Annotated in this window: 17 protein-coding genes, 1 tRNA gene and 1 pseudogene; 11 read left to right on the forward strand and 8 right to left on the reverse strand. The window is 42.0% G+C overall.

What is annotated here, in order from left to right; translation table 11 throughout:
- The first annotated feature begins 65 nt into the window (after positions 1-65).
- Complete coding sequence (locus AAEU31_RS18835; protein ID WP_421968014.1) at positions 66-2,720, forward strand: ATP-binding protein; 2,655 nt, start codon at positions 66-68, stop codon at positions 2,718-2,720.
- Here AAEU31_RS18835 and rimI read toward each other — a convergent pair whose 3' ends face one another.
- The 3 genes from rimI to AAEU31_RS18850 all read right to left on the reverse strand — a co-directional run bounded on the left by rimI (position 2,721) and on the right by AAEU31_RS18850 (position 3,601).
- Complete coding sequence (gene rimI, locus AAEU31_RS18840; protein ID WP_171040450.1) at positions 2,721-3,167, reverse strand: ribosomal protein S18-alanine N-acetyltransferase; 447 nt, start codon at positions 3,165-3,167, stop codon at positions 2,721-2,723. It lies immediately after the preceding gene.
- Positions 3,154-3,456, reverse strand: coding sequence for a hypothetical protein (locus AAEU31_RS18845; RefSeq protein WP_421968015.1), 303 nt, complete (start codon positions 3,454-3,456; stop codon positions 3,154-3,156). The genes rimI and AAEU31_RS18845 overlap by 14 nt, the downstream gene beginning before the upstream one ends.
- Before the next feature lie 68 nt (positions 3,457-3,524).
- Positions 3,525-3,601, reverse strand: a tRNA-Trp gene (locus AAEU31_RS18850).
- A gap of 464 nt (positions 3,602-4,065) precedes the next feature.
- Between AAEU31_RS18850 and AAEU31_RS18855 the strand changes: the two genes are divergently transcribed.
- A complete protein-coding gene (locus tag AAEU31_RS18855; RefSeq protein ID WP_421968016.1) occupies positions 4,066-5,157 on the forward strand; it encodes an NADH:flavin oxidoreductase/NADH oxidase in 1,092 nt (363 codons plus the stop codon).
- Positions 5,158-5,688: 531 nt separating this feature from the next.
- Here the strand turns inward: AAEU31_RS18855 and AAEU31_RS18860 are convergent.
- A complete protein-coding gene (locus AAEU31_RS18860) occupies positions 5,689-5,874 on the reverse strand; it encodes a hypothetical protein (RefSeq protein ID WP_421968017.1) in 186 nt (61 codons plus the stop codon).
- 174 nt (positions 5,875-6,048) lie between these two features.
- Between AAEU31_RS18860 and AAEU31_RS18865 the strand changes: the two genes are divergently transcribed.
- The 6 genes and pseudogenes from AAEU31_RS18865 (at position 6,049) to AAEU31_RS18890 (ending at position 10,021) form a co-directional block, all read left to right on the forward strand.
- Positions 6,049-6,177, forward strand: coding sequence for a hypothetical protein (locus AAEU31_RS18865; RefSeq protein WP_421968018.1), 129 nt, complete (start codon positions 6,049-6,051; stop codon positions 6,175-6,177).
- A gap of 320 nt (positions 6,178-6,497) precedes the next feature.
- Positions 6,498-6,566, forward strand: a complete 69-nt coding sequence (locus tag AAEU31_RS18870; protein ID WP_421968033.1) for a hypothetical protein — start codon at positions 6,498-6,500, stop codon at positions 6,564-6,566.
- A 60-nt stretch (positions 6,567-6,626) separates the two neighbouring features.
- The gene (locus tag AAEU31_RS18875; protein ID WP_421968019.1) at positions 6,627-6,845 is read left to right on the forward strand and encodes a hypothetical protein; all 219 of its coding nucleotides are present in this window, start codon (positions 6,627-6,629) and stop codon (positions 6,843-6,845) included.
- A gap of 320 nt (positions 6,846-7,165) precedes the next feature.
- Positions 7,166-7,825, forward strand: coding sequence for an SDR family oxidoreductase (locus AAEU31_RS18880; RefSeq protein ID WP_421968020.1), 660 nt, complete (start codon positions 7,166-7,168; stop codon positions 7,823-7,825).
- On the forward strand, positions 7,794-8,504 hold the full coding sequence (locus AAEU31_RS18885; RefSeq protein ID WP_421968021.1) for a Rossmann-fold NAD(P)-binding domain-containing protein: 711 nt from the start codon (positions 7,794-7,796) through the stop codon (positions 8,502-8,504). The genes AAEU31_RS18880 and AAEU31_RS18885 overlap by 32 nt, the downstream gene beginning before the upstream one ends.
- Positions 8,505-8,781: 277 nt before the next feature.
- Positions 8,782-10,021, forward strand: a pseudogene (locus AAEU31_RS18890) (IS3 family transposase).
- A 62-nt stretch (positions 10,022-10,083) separates the two neighbouring features.
- Here AAEU31_RS18890 and guaA read toward each other — a convergent pair.
- Positions 10,084-11,661 (reverse strand): glutamine-hydrolyzing GMP synthase, encoded by a 1,578-nt coding sequence (gene guaA, locus AAEU31_RS18895; protein WP_421968022.1) that lies wholly within the window; start codon positions 11,659-11,661, stop codon positions 10,084-10,086.
- A gap of 100 nt (positions 11,662-11,761) precedes the next feature.
- Positions 11,762-13,231 carry an IMP dehydrogenase gene (gene guaB, locus AAEU31_RS18900; RefSeq protein WP_235383282.1) on the reverse strand — a complete coding sequence of 490 codons (1,470 nt, stop codon included), beginning with the start codon at positions 13,229-13,231 and terminating at the stop codon, positions 11,762-11,764.
- Positions 13,232-13,365: 134 nt separating this feature from the next.
- Between guaB and xseA the strand changes: the two genes are divergently transcribed.
- Positions 13,366-14,700, forward strand: a complete 1,335-nt coding sequence (gene xseA / locus AAEU31_RS18905; protein WP_421968023.1) for an exodeoxyribonuclease VII large subunit — start codon at positions 13,366-13,368, stop codon at positions 14,698-14,700.
- 2 nt (positions 14,701-14,702) lie between these two features.
- Here the strand turns inward: xseA and AAEU31_RS18910 are convergent, their stop codons facing one another.
- On the reverse strand, positions 14,703-15,293 hold the full coding sequence (locus tag AAEU31_RS18910; protein ID WP_421968024.1) for a hypothetical protein: 591 nt from the start codon (positions 15,291-15,293) through the stop codon (positions 14,703-14,705).
- 86 nt (positions 15,294-15,379) lie between these two features.
- Complete coding sequence (gene cysE / locus AAEU31_RS18915; RefSeq protein WP_135925949.1) at positions 15,380-16,204, reverse strand: serine O-acetyltransferase; 825 nt, start codon at positions 16,202-16,204, stop codon at positions 15,380-15,382.
- A 341-nt stretch (positions 16,205-16,545) separates the two neighbouring features.
- On the opposite strand from cysE, the gene AAEU31_RS18920 reads away from it, so the two are divergent.
- Entirely contained in the window at positions 16,546-16,947 is a 402-nt protein-coding gene (locus AAEU31_RS18920) for a hypothetical protein (protein WP_235403601.1), read from the forward strand.
- Between the two features lie 3 nt (positions 16,948-16,950).
- Positions 16,951-17,268, forward strand: a complete 318-nt coding sequence (locus AAEU31_RS18925) for a helix-turn-helix transcriptional regulator (protein ID WP_135925951.1) — start codon at positions 16,951-16,953, stop codon at positions 17,266-17,268.
- Positions 17,269-17,271 lie beyond the last annotated feature (3 nt).

Consider the following 17,271-nt stretch of genomic DNA (forward strand, 5'->3'; position numbering starts at 1 on the left):
AGCTTGTGTAATCAAGTTGTAACGCATACTATGGATAAATTGCACGGAGGATATTAATTTAGGTCATGAAAACCAGTAAGCTCAGTATTCGATTATTATGGTATATCACCCCATTAGTGATTTTACCTTTGTTGTTTTTAGGTGGCTTTACGTTAACCAATGTGACCAATTCAACAAAAAAACAAGCTGAGCTGATTGTGAGTCGCTTTGTTGAACAACAACAACAGAAGATCTTCAACTACATAGACTCGTTTCATTCTATTACGCGTTTATTATCAACGTCTCCAGTACTTGCCGACTTTTTGTCTCGAGAGCCGGGCTCTAAAAATCAATATATCGAGCGACTTGGCGAACTAATGAATGTATTTGCCAGTTATTCAGAAGCTTACCCAGATATAATTAGTATTAATTATGTTGCCCCAGACGGCAGAAGTGATGCTTTTTATTCAAGCCAATTGACACCCGCGCCAAAGAGCTACCCGTTTTTCAAACAAGTACTCAAATCAAACCTGCGTCAACAGCAATTTATGATCCCCAAAGAAGACGGTTCGACCAGCCTCTATTTTGTGCATCCAATTTATAACATTGATTACTACCTAAAACAGCCTCAGCAGCTTGGCTTTATTGTGGTACATGTTGAGCCATCTATTTTAAACGCCAGTATTTTAGAAGCCCCATTTAATAACACCCTAAATTTATTCTTAACGACTAAAGGGCAAATTTTATTTAGCTCTGATTATGACCTGCGCGGCAACTACTTAAGTGAATATGAGCTCGAGCAAATAAAGAGATTAGCTGATTACGGAAAACTGGCCGATATTGAATTATCAAGTATCGATAAAGAAGAGCGAATTATCTACGCTGTGCAAATGACGGACGGCGACTATTTCATTTCAACAACTCCCAAAGATTTACTCTATCAGTCAGGTAAAGCAATTAGCTTAATAACTGCACTGATTGTAATTATCTCAGTGATCTCGTTACCAATTTTAATTTATATCGTTGTTCGTAATTTACTGTTAACCCCTGTCGAATTATTAGGTGCTGCGAGTCACCGAGTAGGTGATGGTGACTTATCAGTTTATTTACCTGCGCATACTAACGATGAAGTGGGTGTCTTATTTAACGACTTTAATCACATGGTAAATCAAATTCGTGACTACCAAGATGAACTCGAAGAGTACAAACACCACCTTGAAGAAAAAGTAGAAAGCCGAACTAAAGCGCTTGAAGCTATGAATAACAAACTTGAAGTGGCTATTGCCCAAGCTGAACAAGCAAACCAATTAAAGAGCCGCTTTTTAGCAAATATGAGCCATGAAATTCGCACCCCACTTACCGCAATCATGGGTTTTACTGAGCAACTGCTACACAACAAAGATGCGGTGAATGATGAGCAGCATTTAAGTACAATTTTGCGAAACTCTAAACACCTTTTAGAGCTCATAAATAACATTCTCGATTTATCTAAAATTGAAGCAGAAAAACTGGCCGTCGAACGAAGCCCTTGCTCGGTTGTTCAATTAATTCATGATATTGATTCAATCATTCGCCCATTAGCGAATCAAAAGCAACTGCAGTTTAATATTAATTACAACTTACCAATTCCTCAAAGCATTAACAGTGATACCACACGCTTAAAACAAATATTAATAAACATTGCTAGCAATGCCGTTAAATTTACTGAGCAAGGCTTTATCTCGCTTGATATTCACTATAACGATGAGCGACAGCTATTAGAATTTGTCATTGAAGATACCGGAATTGGTATGTCTGAGCGTGAAGTTGAGCGAGTATTTAAACCGTTCGAACAAGCCGATGCCACAACAACTCGTCGATTTGGTGGAACGGGCCTAGGTTTATGTATTTCAAAGAACTTGGCTCAGCTATTAGGGGGAGATGTAAAGCTTGTCAGCGAGCTAGGTAAAGGTAGTAGCTTTACCGTGCAAGTGGCCTGTCATTTAAACCCTGAACAATTACAACGTAATGCGTTTATTCACAACTATGAACAACTATCTCCGGGTTCAGATACACAATTATCCTTCGCTGAAAATAGTTTTGATGCTCATATTTTAGTGGCTGAGGATAATCCAGATAATCAATTATTGATAAAACTATTGCTACAAACTTGGGGGCTCGAACCTGACATTGCGAAAAACGGCGCTGAAGCCGTAGAAATGGCTCTGGTTAATGACTATCAGTTGATTATCATGGATATGCAAATGCCAGTAATGGGTGGATTAGAAGCAACGCAAATGCTCCGTCATGCCGCATACGATGGCCCTATCATAGCCTTAACAGCAAACGTTATGAAAAATGACGTTGATACTTATTTAGAAGCTGGTTGCGATGAGGCGCTGGCTAAACCAATCGATAAACATGCTCTTGAGAAAGTACTAGTTAGCTACTTGAATATTGAAAAAGACAGTCAAAATAAATGGGAAAACTTACTGAAAAGTGAGAAATTCCAACAGATCAATGATAACTACCGTTCTAAACTACCTGATTATTTAAGCCAAGTGGTACGACTGTATCGTGCAAAAGAGTGGGAGGCATTACGCTCTCTTGCACACAGTATTAAAGGCAGCGCAGGGTGTTTTAGCTTTGAAGAAATCCACAAAACGGCAGGTCAACTAGAAACGGCATTGAGCACGAACCAAATGGCACAAGTTGCAGACTGTTATGAAGCACTCATTAGTGCTCTAAAAGAGGCCGCTTAACTAAAGCCTTAAAGTTAGCCCCATCAAAATAGCATCTTCATTACCTGTCGCAGTTGGGTAGTAATTTTTACGCACTGACATTGAGCTAAAGCCTGCACTCTCGTACAAACCAATTGCAGGTTTGTTTGATTCTCGCACTTCTAAAAATAAGTTCTCTGCTTGGTATTGCTCACCATGCTCAATAAATGCGTTTAATAATTGTTTTGCAATACCCTGCCCTTGATACGCTGGCGCTACACAAATATCCATTAGAGTAAAGTCTGGCCCTGCTTGTTCACCGATGTAAAAGCCAAGCATTTCATCATCACTAAAGGCTGCAAGGTTAAAATAGCGACCAGCTAAACACGACAGCATGGTCTTTTCTGTCCACGGATGACTATGACAGGCATTTTCAATAGCCATTAACTGGCTAATATAGGTTGCATCTACAGGTTTAAAGCTTATCAAGTTGTTCACCAATTAAAGACCAAAGTTGTTTTTTCTGCTCAGCTGTGAGCTTCTCACTCAGCAAGGCTAAACAGCCATCCTGCCAGCTAATATTCTCAGCTTTTACTACCTGTGTGATCACTATTGGAGCAAACGCTTTTTCAAGATCTTGATGTAGCTGCAGTGGAAGTACTAAAGGTGCTTGTGCTGTTACAGTGACTTGTTCATCCTGAGTATCAGGCATAGTTCGATAATGTTGTTTTAACTCGAGTGATTGTACAGAGAATATCGCAGCGTAACTTGGATTCATAACAACTCAATCATGATTAAGAGCAAGTAATATAGGAAGATTTGCGATTAAAGTAAAGCAGGAAGAAATGGCAGGGGCGGAGAGATTCGAACTCCCAACCGTCGGTTTTGGAGACCGCTGTTCTACCAATTGGAACTACGCCCCTGCAATGACGACGAATTATATAGAGCTTTTTTCAAAGGTAAAGTAAAAAAACACAGTTTTTAGTTTAACTGCTTCTTAAATAAACAAAACGGCGAATTAGCACGCTAATTCGCCGTGTTGATTTTTTTGCGACTCGTCGCTTTGAATATTGAAATGCACAAGGCATGAGAAAATAGGAAGCCATTAATTAACTAAAATTAAAGCCAATGTTACTTATTCGCAATTTATTGAGTACCAACAGTGACCGCCCTTGAAAAAGGAACATGTGATGACCACTTTAACCTTATGATTAATAGACACAGTAATCACATTTCATATTCATGCTATTCAGCAATAACAACTGAATAAGCAAATACAAAAAATAGGTACCAGCAGGAGGGATTCAGCCTCCCCTACTTTGCTCAGAAAAATTGGGGGTGAGGCCATCCTATGGCATTCTGCTGAAAACAACATTGAGGGGTTAAAATGAGCCAATTATTTAGTGCCGCGAAGATCGGAGAGCTCAATCTTACAAACCACATAGTTATCGCACCAATGTGTCAATACTCCGCCGAATCTGGACAGGCTAGCTCCTGGCACCGCATGCACTATGGTTCGCTGGCAACGTCTGGCGCTGGATTGCTAATTTTGGAGGCCACAGCTGTTGAACCTATTGGCCGTATTTCAGCGGGAGATTTAGGACTGTGGGATGACGCAACAGAAGCCGCATTAGACAGTGTTTTGTCTGATGTTCGCGCTTGGTCTCCCATTCGTATAGGTATTCAGCTTGGTCATGCCGGGCGAAAGGCTTCTTGTCATGTGCCATGGCAGGGAGGTCATAAATTGACGATGGATGAAGGTGGCTGGCAAACGGTTGCTCCATCTGCGTTGGCCTTCAATGAGCAAGACGAAACGCCAGAGTCACTCGACTTAGCGGGTCTTGCGCGTATTAAACAGGCGTTTGTTGACAGCGCAATTCGTGCAGTACGTGTAGGAATTGATCTAATAGAAATCCATGCGGCGCATGGTTACCTACTCCACCAATTTCTTTCTCCACTAAGTAACCAAAGACAGGACCAATATGGTGGTTCGCTGGAAAATCGCCTACGCTTTCCACTTGAAGTATTTGAAGCTGTGCGTAAAGCCATCCCTTCTTCAGTTCCGGTTGGAGTTCGTCTCTCGGCAACTGACTGGGTTGATGACGGTTGGGATGTTGAGCAATCGATTGTGTTTGGTCAGCAACTAGAACAGCTGGGTTGTGACTATCTGCATGTTTCCAGTGGTGGGCTTTCGCCGCAGCAATCCATTGATGTAAAACCAGGGTATCAGCTTCCGTTTGCTAGTGCCATTCGCCAACAAGTTACAATACCGGTAATAGGTGTAGGCTTAATCACCGAGCCACAGCAGGCTGAAGAAGCGCTGAAACAAGGGGATGCCGATTTGGTTGCATTAGGTCGCTCTGTGCTTTTTAACCCGCATTGGCCTTGGCAAGCTGCCGTTGCGCTAGGTGCTCAGGTTCAGGCTCCGCCTCAATATTTGCGTTCTGAACCACATGGCTCGAAAGGTACGCTTGTTTAACCTTAAATATTTAACAGACTGACTACAACACGCACAAAATTTAAACGGTGGGCTATCGATACTTCTCCATTTTCTTTCTGCCAAGATGGAAACTGTTATGAAGTATCTGAAGCTCACCAATAAAACTCGTACTGTGCCACATATTCTGTGTAATCGAAGACTGAATAGCTATTGGTGCTTACTCATTAACCGTCACATTTGTCACGAGAGTTTAAGCTTCATGGCTGACAAAAGTGTTGACAGGAAGACCTTGTCACTTAATCACAAACTCTTATCAGCACAAATAAGTGCTGTGTTCAGCCTCTTTGGTTGGCTATTTACTCAGATTTGGCACGCTTATGTAGAGTTAGAGCTGTTGTAGATTTCTGGATACGCTGATTTCTGAAAACCAACAGCCATTATCCCTATAAAAAAATGCCAGTCAGTAAAACTGACTGGCATTTTTTATTGGCTTAAGGCTTTATTAGCTCTTTTTAGCTAGCCCTATTCCCACTCGAATATCAACGAGCAAAAAATACACCTAAATAACAGCTAGTTAGAAATACTACCTTTTTCGATACCATCATCTATACCATGCACAGAATTTTTTTGATTTTTTGCTGTTCGTCGACGTTTTAGTTCAGTTTTGGCCCAGGCTGAGAATTCTGCCATGTCACGACGAAGCTCTTGTTTCTCTTCATCAGAAAGCACTCGCGGGCTCGATGCAACTCTATCCACCTTGTATCTCCGACTTGTCGTTGTACATTTTAGATAGCGTATCAAAACATGAGTTACCAGCAAGGAACCTTAAGCGTATTTTTAGATTGTTTTTCATACACATCTTGAAAACCATTAGCATTGACAAAATAGTGTACAGCGAGGAATGACCTCATCATAAACAAGGATAAAATCATGGATTTGAAACTAGGACCAAAACCAATAGCCAAGTCGACTGGCAAGCCAGATCAGCGTCGACGTGATAACAAAAAAACGCCAGGAAACACTCCAGGCTTAAAGCCAAGCAAATCCTCGACTAAGTAACACAACGTCAATATCGAGTCAGTGTATATTGTACTGACTCTTGTTGCTAAAACCCAAAACACATTAAATAGATGATATGTCCCTCCAGTACGTGTTTATGGAGTTGAGGAAGTGGACCTATTAAATTATTAAGTCACTCACACATCTTTTAATTGAATGACCAGTTGATTCTCTTTTAATACATTAGGCATATTCTTTATTTTATGATTTTTTGCAATGTTCCGAAGTCAACGCCTTCTATGTCTTCTTCAACTACTACGACGCTATAATACCCAATCTCAGTTGAGAAACTAGCTAGTCAGCTTGATATAAGTGTAAGAATTATCTATCGTGATATTGCTACCTTACAAGCTAAAGGAGTAGATATCGAAAGAGAGGCAGAGCTGTGAAAATTGCATACAACCTCCCACTTTCACAAACGTTAATGACGTTAGACTAAATATCGTGTAATGATTAGAATAGGTAGCCAGAAACAAGCGAATATGCTTAACCGTGAATTTGTAGTTTCTGACCCTAATCAATGCTGGAGCAGTGACATCACTTACATTCATACGAACGAAGGCTTTTTGTTATTAGCGATAGCTCTCTATGCTCACAATATCGTTGACTGGTCTATGTCATCACATATGACCGAAGGCCTTGTTTTATCAGCCATCACCATTACATAATGGAAAAGAAAGCTAGAATCGTCGATTCACTTGCACTCCGAAGAAGGTATCAACATTTAAGTCGGAAGAGTAAAAAGCACCTTAAATCACTTAATATTAAGCAGAGTATGAGTCTGCGTGATAACAGCCATGATAATGCAGTCGTCGAGAGTTTTTCAGTAACCTGAAAAAATAAAATATGCAGTAGGCAATATAAATAAAAAGAAGAAACTAAAGACATCAACATTGAAATATCGATTTCAAATTTATGATTAAGTAGCGATATCAAGCAGGTATTGTTGCACCAACTTTACATATAACAAACAAGAGAGGTATTCATTATGGCTCGGGTTTTCATTATTGGCGGTGCTGGCAAAGTAGGTCAGCGCTTGAGTAAACAACTTTCTCAAAGAGGCCATCATATTCGTGCCTTAAACCGCAATAAGGAAAAGGATGACCTATTACGTCAACTCGGAGCTTCACCTGTGAGAGGAAACCTCACCGAACTTGATGCAACGTCACTTGCCGAGCATATTAAAGGCAATGATGTGGTGGTATTTACAGCTGGAGCCGGTGGTAAAGGCGGGCCGGAAATGACCAATGCAGTAGATGGAGAAGGGCTAAAAACTGCGGTATCTGCTGCGCTTATAGCTGGTGTATCACGCTTTTTGCTAGTGTCCGCATTTCCTGAAGCCTCGCGTGAGAAATTCATATCTGACGGCTTTGAAAATTATATGCGCGTAAAAAAAATGGCTGACGTGGCGCTTTCAGAAAGCGGGTTAGAATGGGTAGTTCTGAGACCGGGGCTCCTTGATGACAAACCTGGTACTGGCCATGTCCGTGCAGGCCTTGCTATCCCTTATGGTAGCGTCTCTCGTGATGACGTGGCGGCTACCCTAGCAGAAATCATTGAACAACCTTCTGTGACACGCGTCATTATTGAACTAACTGAAGGCGACACGCCAGTGCATGAAGCTGTGCAAAAAATGGCGAGGTCGTGAGGTGAGTACTTCATTTTCACAGGCAAAAGATATCCGCCTGTTAGTACTCGGTGCAACTGGTCTGGTAGGTAGTCATGTCCTTAGTCAGGCACTGGCGAATTCTTCTTTTAGCACCATCATTGCACCAACAAGAACTCCCATACCATCGCTCGACACGAGTCTAGAAAAACTCATCAATCCACAGATTGATTATGAAAATATTAGTGCCTATGAGCCTGAATGGGAAGTTGATGCCGTTATCTGTGCGTTAGGCACCACCATCAAGAAAGCGGGAAACCGTGACACACTCCGCCGAATTGATTACGACTATCCATTAGAGTTTTCACGTCTTGCGCAAAGCCGTGGGGCTTCAAGCTTTGCCCTGACGTCGGCAATCGGTGCGAACCCAGATTCGTATTTTTTTTATAATAGGGTTAAAGGAGAACTGGAGCAGGCTCTTGAACGGGAAAACTTCAGTTCTCTTACATTTGTGCGACCTAGTGTTATTGCTGGGAACAGGCAAGAATCACGTCCTGGGGAGATAGCGCTGAAATTTGCCCTCACTGTCCTCTCCCCTCTTTTGCCAAGAAGGTGGCACTTGAACCCAGCATCGGAAATTGCAGCACGTCTGATTCAGTCTGTGATATTCCCACAGCCGAGAACAACAATTATACAGTCTATGGAGATGACCGGTAAATGAAAAACTATTTAAAGATACAAGTACACCAGTCGTAAAATTTAATGCCACAATTCTGGTTGACGTCCATCGTGTTTGGCGAACACTACGTGAGTTTGATCAAATCAGTGAGTGGCATCCCTCCATTTACAGCAGCGAAATTGAAAACAATCAATCGCACAGACTTCCGCAATGCAAGCGCAGACTTGTATTTGAAAATGGCTCTGTTCCGCCCCTGATGATTGACAAGAACGACCTAGCTGTCTCGTCCTGAAATGTGTTTACACATTTAGGACTTATTATGACCAAGTCAAATAATACACCGATCAAACGAACACAACGAGATTATTCATTAGGCTTTAAATTACAAGTTGTCGACGCTGTAGAAAAAGGCGATATGACTTATAAACAAGCCCAAAACATTTATGGCATACAAGGTCGCTCAACTGTGCTTACTTGGTTGAGAAAACACGGTAAGATGGATTGGACTCAATCACCTAAGATGACTATGCCTAAATCACCTAAAGCCAAAGAAAGCCCCGCTAAAAAAATCAAGCGTCTCGAACGAGAGCTCGAAGATGAGCACTTACGTAACCTGTTACTCAATGAAGTGGTTAATATTCTTGACGCTGAGCATGGGACAAGCCTTAGAAAAAAGTATATTGCCAAGGAGCAAGAAGCCTTCAAAAGCAAAAGATAGTTAGCTTAGAACGTGCTTGCAAGCTGCTTGGGATAACGAGACAAGCAATATATCAACGAAAGAGCAGAGCTAAATTGTGTGCTATTGAACTTGCATCAGTTAAAGCGATGATGTTGGAAATACGACGCTTTATGCCGCGTTTAGGTGGAAGAAAATTATATTTTCTACTGAAACCCAAACTCATAGAGCAAGGCATAAGTTTAGGACGAGATGCTTTTTTTAGTTACTTAAAAAGTGAACATTTATTGGTTAAACCTTAGCGTAGTTATACAAAAACGACGTTTAGTAAACATTGGATGAAAAGCATCCTAACTTGCTTAAAGATAGACAACCATCGAGGCCAGAAGAGGTATTTGTAAGTGATATAACCTATGTTCAATCAACGCAAGGTGTTCACTATCTATCGCTGGTAACTGATGCGTATAGTCGCAAAATTATGGGATATGAACTCAGTGATGAAATGAAGGCGACAGATGTGGTTAAGGCATTAGATATGACCATCGCTAATCGCCAGTATCAATCCAGTACGATTCACCATTCAGATAGAGGGTTACAGTATTGCTCACGGGTATATCAAGTAAAGCTTAATGAAAATGGCATTACTCCATCGATGACTGATGGCTATGACTGCTATCAAAATGCATTGGCGGAGCGCATCAATGGCATATTGAAGCAAGAATTTTTACTCTATAAATGCCAAAACCTGAAAGAGCTACGTGAACTCGTCAAAGAATCAATAGTAATATACAATGAAATGAGGCCGCATTTGAGTTTAGGCATGGAAACCCCAAACCAAGTGCATAAAAAAGACCAGGAGCAAAAGCTACTGGCCTTCAATTAAAACCGTCAACGTATTTTAGGACGAGACAAACAGATAACTAGATTAGATTTTTACAACCAAGTCTACTCCCACTCGATTGTTGCCGGTGGTTTACCTGAAATATCGTAAACAACACGTGAGATACCATCGATTTCGTTGATGATACGGTTAGAAACCACACCTAAGAACTCATAAGGTAAGTGTGACCAACGTGCCGTCATAAAGTCGATTGTTTCAACACAACGCAGTGATACAACCCAGTCGTATTTACGCGCATCACCCATTACACCTACCGATTTAACTGGTAAGAATACAGTGAATGCTTGGCTTACTTTGTGGTAAAGCTCAGCTTTGTGTAGCTCTTCGATGAAGATAGCATCTGCGCGACGTAGTAAGTCACAGTACTCTTTCTTGATTTCACCAAGTACACGAACACCTAAACCAGGACCCGGGAATGGGTGACGGTAAAGCATGTCGTAAGGTAGACCAAGCTCAAGGCCAATTTTACGTACTTCATCTTTGAATAGCTCACGTAATGGCTCTACAAGACCCATTTCCATGTCGTCTGGTAAACCACCTACGTTGTGGTGAGATTTGATTACGTGTGCTTTGCCTGTTGCTGATGCAGCAGATTCGATTACGTCTGGGTAGATAGTACCTTGACCTAACCATTTAGCGCTTTTCAGCTTTTTAGCTTGCTCGTCAAATACTTTAATGAAAGTATGACCAATCGCTTTACGCTTATCTTCTGGGTCTGACTTACCAGCTAAGTCTGCTAAGAATTGATCTTCAGCATCTACTTTAACAATGTTTAGGCCAAACTTGTTGCCAAACATGTCCATAACTTGCTTACCTTCGTTTAAACGAAGTAGACCGTTATCAACGAATACACACGTTAGCTTGTCGCCGATTGCACGGTGAATAAGCATAGCTACAACAGATGAATCAACACCACCTGATAAGCCTAAGATAACTTCATCATCACCCACAGTTTCTTTAATACGCTCGATAGCATCATCGATGATTTTAGCTGGTGTCCATAGCTTTTCACAGCCACAGATATCAATTGCAAAACGCTCAAGTAAACGTTGACCTTGATGAGTGTGAGTTACTTCTGGGTGGAACTGTACGCCGTAGAAACGCTTCTCTTCCCAAGACATTGCAGCATGTGGACATGTTGATGTTTTAGCAGTAGTTTTGAAAGTATCTGGAATTTCCATTACTTTATCGCCGTGGCTCATCCAAACGTCTAGTACGCCAGCACCGCCGTCAGTAATGTGGTCTTCGATAGCATCGAATAACGCACAGTTACCTACTTTCTCAACTTGTGCATAACCAAACTCTTTCTTATCAGAGCTGTGTACGCTACCACCCAGTTGCGTTGCCATTGTTTGCATACCGTAACAGATACCAAGTACTGGAACGCCTGCGTTAAATACATACTCAGGAGCACGTGGGCTGTTTTCAAGTGTTGTAGACTCAGGGCCACCCGACAAAATAATACCTTGTGGATTAAATTCGCGGATTTGCTCTTCAGTTACATCCCATGCCCATAGCTCACAGTAAACACCAATCTCACGTATACGACGTGCGATTAACTGTGTGTATTGCGAACCAAAATCTAAAATGAGAATTCGTGAATCGTGAATGTCTTTGCTCATGGAGTATCTCGTTAGTCAGGAACTGCTCTCCCAAAGGGAGATGATCAATAAATTAGGGCTAGCAAATGCTAGCCCATGTAATTTCAATACCTTAAGGTAATTAACCTAAGCGGTAGTTTGGCGCTTCTTTGGTAATTTGCACGTCGTGAACGTGTGACTCACCCATACCAGCTGAAGTAACGCGAACAAATTGAGGTTTAGTATTTAACTCTTCAATTGTTGCACAGCCCGTTAAGCCCATTGCGCTGCGAAGACCGCCCACCTGTTGGTGAATGATTGTCGCGATAGGACCTTTATAAGCAACACGGCCTTCGATACCTTCAGGAACAAGCTTGTCTGCTTCGTTCGATTTTTGGAAGTAACGGTCTGATGAACCTTCTTTTTGGTTCATAGCGCCAAGGCTACCCATACCACGGTAAGACTTGTAGTAACGACCTTGGTATAGCTCAACTTCACCCGGTGCTTCTTCAGTACCCGCTAGCATTGAACCCACCATTACACATGATGCACCGGCAACAAGTGCTTTTACGATGTCACCAGAGAAACGAATACCACCGTCAGCGATAACAGGAATATCGCGGCCTTTTAAGCCTTCAACTGCGTCAGAAATAGCCGTAATTTGTGGTACACCACAACCTGTTACGATACGAGTAGTACAAATAGAACCAGGGCCAATACCTACCTTAACAGCGTCAACACCTGCATCAGCAAGGGCAATCGCACCTTCAGCTGTTGCAACGTTACCTGCTACGATTTGTAAATCTGGGTATGTTTGACGTGTTTGAGCAACACGGTCGATTACACCTTGTGAGTGGCCATGTGATGTATCGATAAGTAATACGTCAACACCCGCTTCAACAAGGGCTGCGATACGCTCGTCAGTACCAGGACCAACACCAACAGCGGCACCTACACGAAGACGACCTTGCTCATCTTTACATGCGTGTGGCTTGTCTTGTGCTTTTTGGTAATCTTTTACAGTGATCATGCCTTTTAATTTAAATGCATCATCAACAACAAGAATTTTTTCGATACGGTGCTCGTGCATTAGACCTAAAATCTCATCACGGTCTGCACCTTCTTTTACAGTAACTAACGATTCTTTTTTCGTCATTACTGTAGAAACTGGCTGTTCAAGCTTAGTTTCAAAACGCATATCACGGCTTGTAACAATACCTACAAGGTTATTGTCAGCATCGGTTACAGGGAAACCTGAAAAACCTTTTTCTTCTGAAAGCGCGATAGCATCAGCAATTGTAAGATCCGCAGTCACAGTAACAGGGAAAGAAACAATACCTGCTTCGTACGTTTTTACTTTACGTACGTTTTTAGCTTGCTCTTCAATTGTCATGTTTTTGTGGATGAAACCTAACCCGCCTTCTTGCGCTAAAGCAATCGCTAAGCGAGCTTCTGTAACAGTATCCATAGATGCTGAAACTAGCGGCAAGTTAAGATTGATACCACGCGTTAAACGAGTTGAAATATTTGCCGTGTGTGGCAAAACAGTAGAATGACCTGGTACTAAAAGTACGTCGTCAAAGGTAAGAGCTTCTTTAGCGATTCTTAGCATAGTGCAACTTCTCACATGTGGATCTGAGTATAAGGAATTGCGGCCAAATTTTATCAGCGTTGTTGGCACGAGTAAATAAAATTATTCATTTATTTGTGTTAAAGTACACACAGATTTTTTTACTGGGGTTTTTAATGGCTTTCACGCAATCAACACAGCCTGTTTATACAGTCTCGCGACTGAATAAAGAAATTCGTCATGTTTTAGAGCAAGGCTTTTCGTCGCTGGTATTAAACGGCGAAATTTCTAACTTTATTGCCCCAGCCTCAGGACATTGGTACTTCACTTTAAAAGACGACCGAGCACAAGTAAAAGCAGCGATGTGGCGTGGCAATAATCGCGGTCAAACTTTTCGCCCGAGCAATGGTGCACAAGTGACCGTTCGCGCCCGCGTGTCATTGTATGAGCCCCGCGGTGATTATCAGCTGATTGTTGAACACATGGCCCCTGCCGGTGAAGGCTTACTAAAACAAGAGTTTGACGCCCTTAAAATGCGCTTAGCTGCAGAAGGCCTATTTAGCTCAGCCCACAAAAAGCCATTACCAACCAATATAAATCGTGTTGGGGTGATCACTTCTGCCACAGGGGCTGCTATTCGCGATATTCTTACTGTATTAAAACGCCGCGCTCCGCAGCTTGAAGTCGTGATTTACCCAGCGATGGTGCAAGGTGCAGATGCCCATAGCCAACTAATAGAAAAAATAAACATCGCCAACCAGCGTAACGAAGTAGATGTTCTTATATTAGGTCGCGGTGGTGGCTCACTCGAAGATTTGTGGTGCTTTAACCATGAGCAATTGGCTCGTGCCATTTTTGCTAGTCACTTACCCATCGTTAGCGCAGTCGGTCACGAAGTTGATACCACGATTAGTGATTATGTCGCCGATATTCGCGCAGCCACTCCTTCTGCTGCTGCGGAGCTTGTTAGCCCAAACAGCGAAGAGCTGCACAACAAAGTTAAGCAGTTAGTTAGACACTTAAATCATGCCTTTAAACATTCATTAGCAGTAAAACGCAGTACCGCAACGCAATTTGAGCACCGCTTACAGCTTTGTCATCCGCGTAATCAACTCAATCAACAAGCGCAAAAACTAGATGAGCTAAGTTTAGCCTTACACGGCGCGATGAATAATAAAATTCAGCGGCGTGAGCGAGTACTTGCTAACTTAAAACCACGCTTAATGCAACGTTCTCCTGAAAAGCAGCTAGCTAAGAGCGAGCATCAGCTGACGCAATTACATGCTAGGCTTACACAGGCAATGCAACAACAGCTTTCAGGTTCTCGAAACAAGCTTTCATTACAGGCGAGTCGTTTAGATTCTGTAAGTCCGCTCAGTGTGTTGGCGCGTGGTTACAGCATTACTAAAAACCAACAAGGTGGGGTGGTAAAATCGGTTAACGATGTAAGTTCTGGTGAGCTTATAACTACCGAACTTGCCGATGGTCAACTGCAATCAAAAGTTGTATAAAATTACTCCGCGCTTGCAATAATGGTTAGACTATCGTCACTTGAGGTGGTGGAAGTAAATTTAAATTGCTTCCACCAGCTTTGCTCCACCATTTTATCGGTCATGTTACGCCAATAATGGCTTGGCAACTCATCAACCCCCTCAGGTTGCAGCAGTTTAAACTGACAAACTGAGCTTTTGCATCTAGAGATACTCAATTCTGGCTGCACGGGTAAGTCTGTCATAATTAAAAAGTCGCTCATGGCTGTTTCAATTTGGTAAGCCCACGCCTCATCTCGAGATTGCTCTTCTAATAAAGTATAAAGGTCCTCTAGATGTGAGTTGATTTGCTGCGGAGGTATCGCACTTGAACGGTAACTGGCAATCACCGCTTGTTGGTTTTCGACCTGTAACTTCAGCTCTGCGACTTGTTGCTCAAGCTCGCTTTTGCTAACAGCTACTGAACTATCTGAATTAACTTCAGCGACTTGTTTTTTAATAACAGGCTCTACAGCAGTGGCTTGCTGCTCTGGGGCTTCCATTGTTTGCATTTCAACAAATTCTTGCTGATAAGTTTGCGGCTGATGTTGTGGGTCAGGTTGAAAAAATGACATGGTTACAGCGCCACAAATAAATGACGCTGTAACAGCTAATCCAAAAGATAATTTAGACAATTCCATTGCACTTTATTGGTGTAAAACTACAACATAGCACTGGTGTGCGATGCATTACTAGCGGTAGTCGTACCATCATCTAAAAAGTTTTGGTTCATGCTTTCTGCTGGGCAAGGGCAGCTTGGTTTACCCACAACTTTAGCTGGTACACCAACAACCGTAGTGTGCGCTGGAACCGCACTCAGCACCACAGAATTGGCACCAATACGCGCCCCCTCACCTACTTCGATGTTACCCAGTACTTTTGCACCCGCGCCAATTAATACGCCGGCACGAATTTTAGGGTGGCGATCACCTTGCTCGTTACCTGTACCACCTAAGGTTACTGATTGAAGAATCGATACGTTATCTTCGATAACCGCTGTTTCACCAATTACAATCCCAGTTGCATGGTCAAACATAATACCATGGCCAACTTTACAAGCAGGATGGATATCAACGCCAAAAACCTCTGAGGTTCTACTTTGAATGAAGCGAGCAAGCTCTTTTCGGTTTTGTTGCCATAAGCAGTTTGCGAGTCGATGAGCCTGAATTGCATGGAAGCCTTTTAGATTAAGAATGACAGTTAAGTAACTATCGGCTGCAGGGTCGCGATCTTTAACTGCTTTTATGTCATGAGCAACATGCGTTAGCATTAAGTCACATTTAACAAAGGCTTGGTCGAATAATTCACGAATAGTAAACGCCGAAACCACCGCATCAGCGAGTTTATTAGCAACAATAAAACTCAGCGCTGAACCTAAACATTCATGATTTAACACACACGAATAAACGTGACTTGCTAAAAGCGGTTCACGGGAAACGACTTCGTTTGCTTCTTCACGGAGCTTTTGCCAAATTTCATGACGCATAATATTGCCTTTCTGGTTGTACCTAACTGCTAAGGCTTAAGTTTAACGGATTTGTAGCAAGATGTACTAACCCGTTGTTTATTTGTTCTGGTTATATCTAATAACCAGAGTAGCAAAACCACTTTTTGCTCATTTTAAGGGAGTTTTAAGGCTATCTCATATGACAGAAGCAAACTCAGAGCTGAAGCCAACAATTAAATTAAACTTCTTATATTTCAATAACAAAACACATATGACATCTTACCTGTCATATGCCAAAATAGGCACTGGCATATCGCTGACGGCGTAAAAAACAAAAATAATCATTAAATTTACATCATCAACTTAACAAGGAAACGATGATGAAAAACGACGTACTAAACTCACATAAACTAGGTTATAAATTTTACTTTCAAGATGGTGATAACCAAATCGCATGCTTTGGTCACATCATGAGCGGTAAAGAACAAATATATGTAAACGACGAATTGGTTAGTGAAAAGCGCAGCTTCGGCTTTAAAAGCCATCACGACTTTAACTACCAAGATACTGCTTATGCTGTCGATTTTGAGATGCAAAATATACTAACCGGCAAGCTTGAATGTTCGTTTTACAAAGCTGGTAAATTAGTAAAACAAAGCACACAAACCGCACTTACTGATAACCCAAAACAAGTGGCTATGGTTACCTTAGGCTGTTTTATTGGTGGTGCAATATTTGGTTACGCAGTCGTTACTTTCATTGAACCGTTTCTTGGGAAGTAACTGATGCAGCTGAACCCCAATACAATCAAGACGCTTAGACTTAAATTCGATTGGACGCAGCAGCAATTGGCCGATGCCTGTGATGTAAGCCTACGTACCATTCAGCGAGTTGAAAAAGAAGGTGCGGCATCAAAAGAAACCACCATGAGCCTATGCGCAGTGTTTGAAGTACGCCAAGGTGAGCTAATTAAACTCGATGACGATGTATCTGAACAAAGCGCAACACACGCAGTGAGTAAGCAAAATCTCGCTGCAATCGTAGCGGCTTCTTCGTTTATTAGTTTTGCCCTTGGTATGGCGACGGTATTAGTTATTTTTTAGGAG

It is taken from the genome of Pseudoalteromonas thalassia (genome assembly GCF_049257215.1).
GTDB classification, from domain to species: Bacteria; Pseudomonadota; Gammaproteobacteria; order Enterobacterales; family Alteromonadaceae; genus Pseudoalteromonas; species Pseudoalteromonas lipolytica_C.

What these genes read in the sequence shown, in the direction of transcription:
- AAEU31_RS18845 (WP_421968015.1), bottom strand. Translation starts at nt 3,456, where the DNA reads ATGAATCCAAGTTACGCTGCGATATTCTCTGTACAATCACTCGAGTTA.
- AAEU31_RS18835 (WP_421968014.1), top strand. Translation starts at nt 66, where the DNA reads ATGAAAACCAGTAAGCTCAGTATTCGATTATTATGGTATATCACCCCA.
- AAEU31_RS18855 (WP_421968016.1), top strand. Translation starts at nt 4,066, where the DNA reads ATGAGCCAATTATTTAGTGCCGCGAAGATCGGAGAGCTCAATCTTACA.
- AAEU31_RS18865 (WP_421968018.1), top strand. Translation starts at nt 6,049, where the DNA reads ATGGATTTGAAACTAGGACCAAAACCAATAGCCAAGTCGACTGGCAAG.
- guaA (WP_421968022.1), bottom strand. Translation starts at nt 11,661, where the DNA reads ATGAGCAAAGACATTCACGATTCACGAATTCTCATTTTAGATTTTGGT.
- AAEU31_RS18880 (WP_421968020.1), top strand. Translation starts at nt 7,166, where the DNA reads ATGGCTCGGGTTTTCATTATTGGCGGTGCTGGCAAAGTAGGTCAGCGC.
- xseA (WP_421968023.1), top strand. Translation starts at nt 13,366, where the DNA reads ATGGCTTTCACGCAATCAACACAGCCTGTTTATACAGTCTCGCGACTG.
- cysE (WP_135925949.1), bottom strand. Translation starts at nt 16,204, where the DNA reads ATGCGTCATGAAATTTGGCAAAAGCTCCGTGAAGAAGCAAACGAAGTC.
- AAEU31_RS18910 (WP_421968024.1), bottom strand. Translation starts at nt 15,293, where the DNA reads ATGTCATTTTTTCAACCTGACCCACAACATCAGCCGCAAACTTATCAG.
- AAEU31_RS18885 (WP_421968021.1), top strand. Translation starts at nt 7,794, where the DNA reads ATGAAGCTGTGCAAAAAATGGCGAGGTCGTGAGGTGAGTACTTCATTT.
- guaB (WP_235383282.1), bottom strand. Translation starts at nt 13,231, where the DNA reads ATGCTAAGAATCGCTAAAGAAGCTCTTACCTTTGACGACGTACTTTTA.
- AAEU31_RS18875 (WP_421968019.1), top strand. Translation starts at nt 6,627, where the DNA reads ATGATTAGAATAGGTAGCCAGAAACAAGCGAATATGCTTAACCGTGAA.
- AAEU31_RS18920 (WP_235403601.1), top strand. Translation starts at nt 16,546, where the DNA reads ATGAAAAACGACGTACTAAACTCACATAAACTAGGTTATAAATTTTAC.
- AAEU31_RS18925 (WP_135925951.1), top strand. Translation starts at nt 16,951, where the DNA reads ATGCAGCTGAACCCCAATACAATCAAGACGCTTAGACTTAAATTCGAT.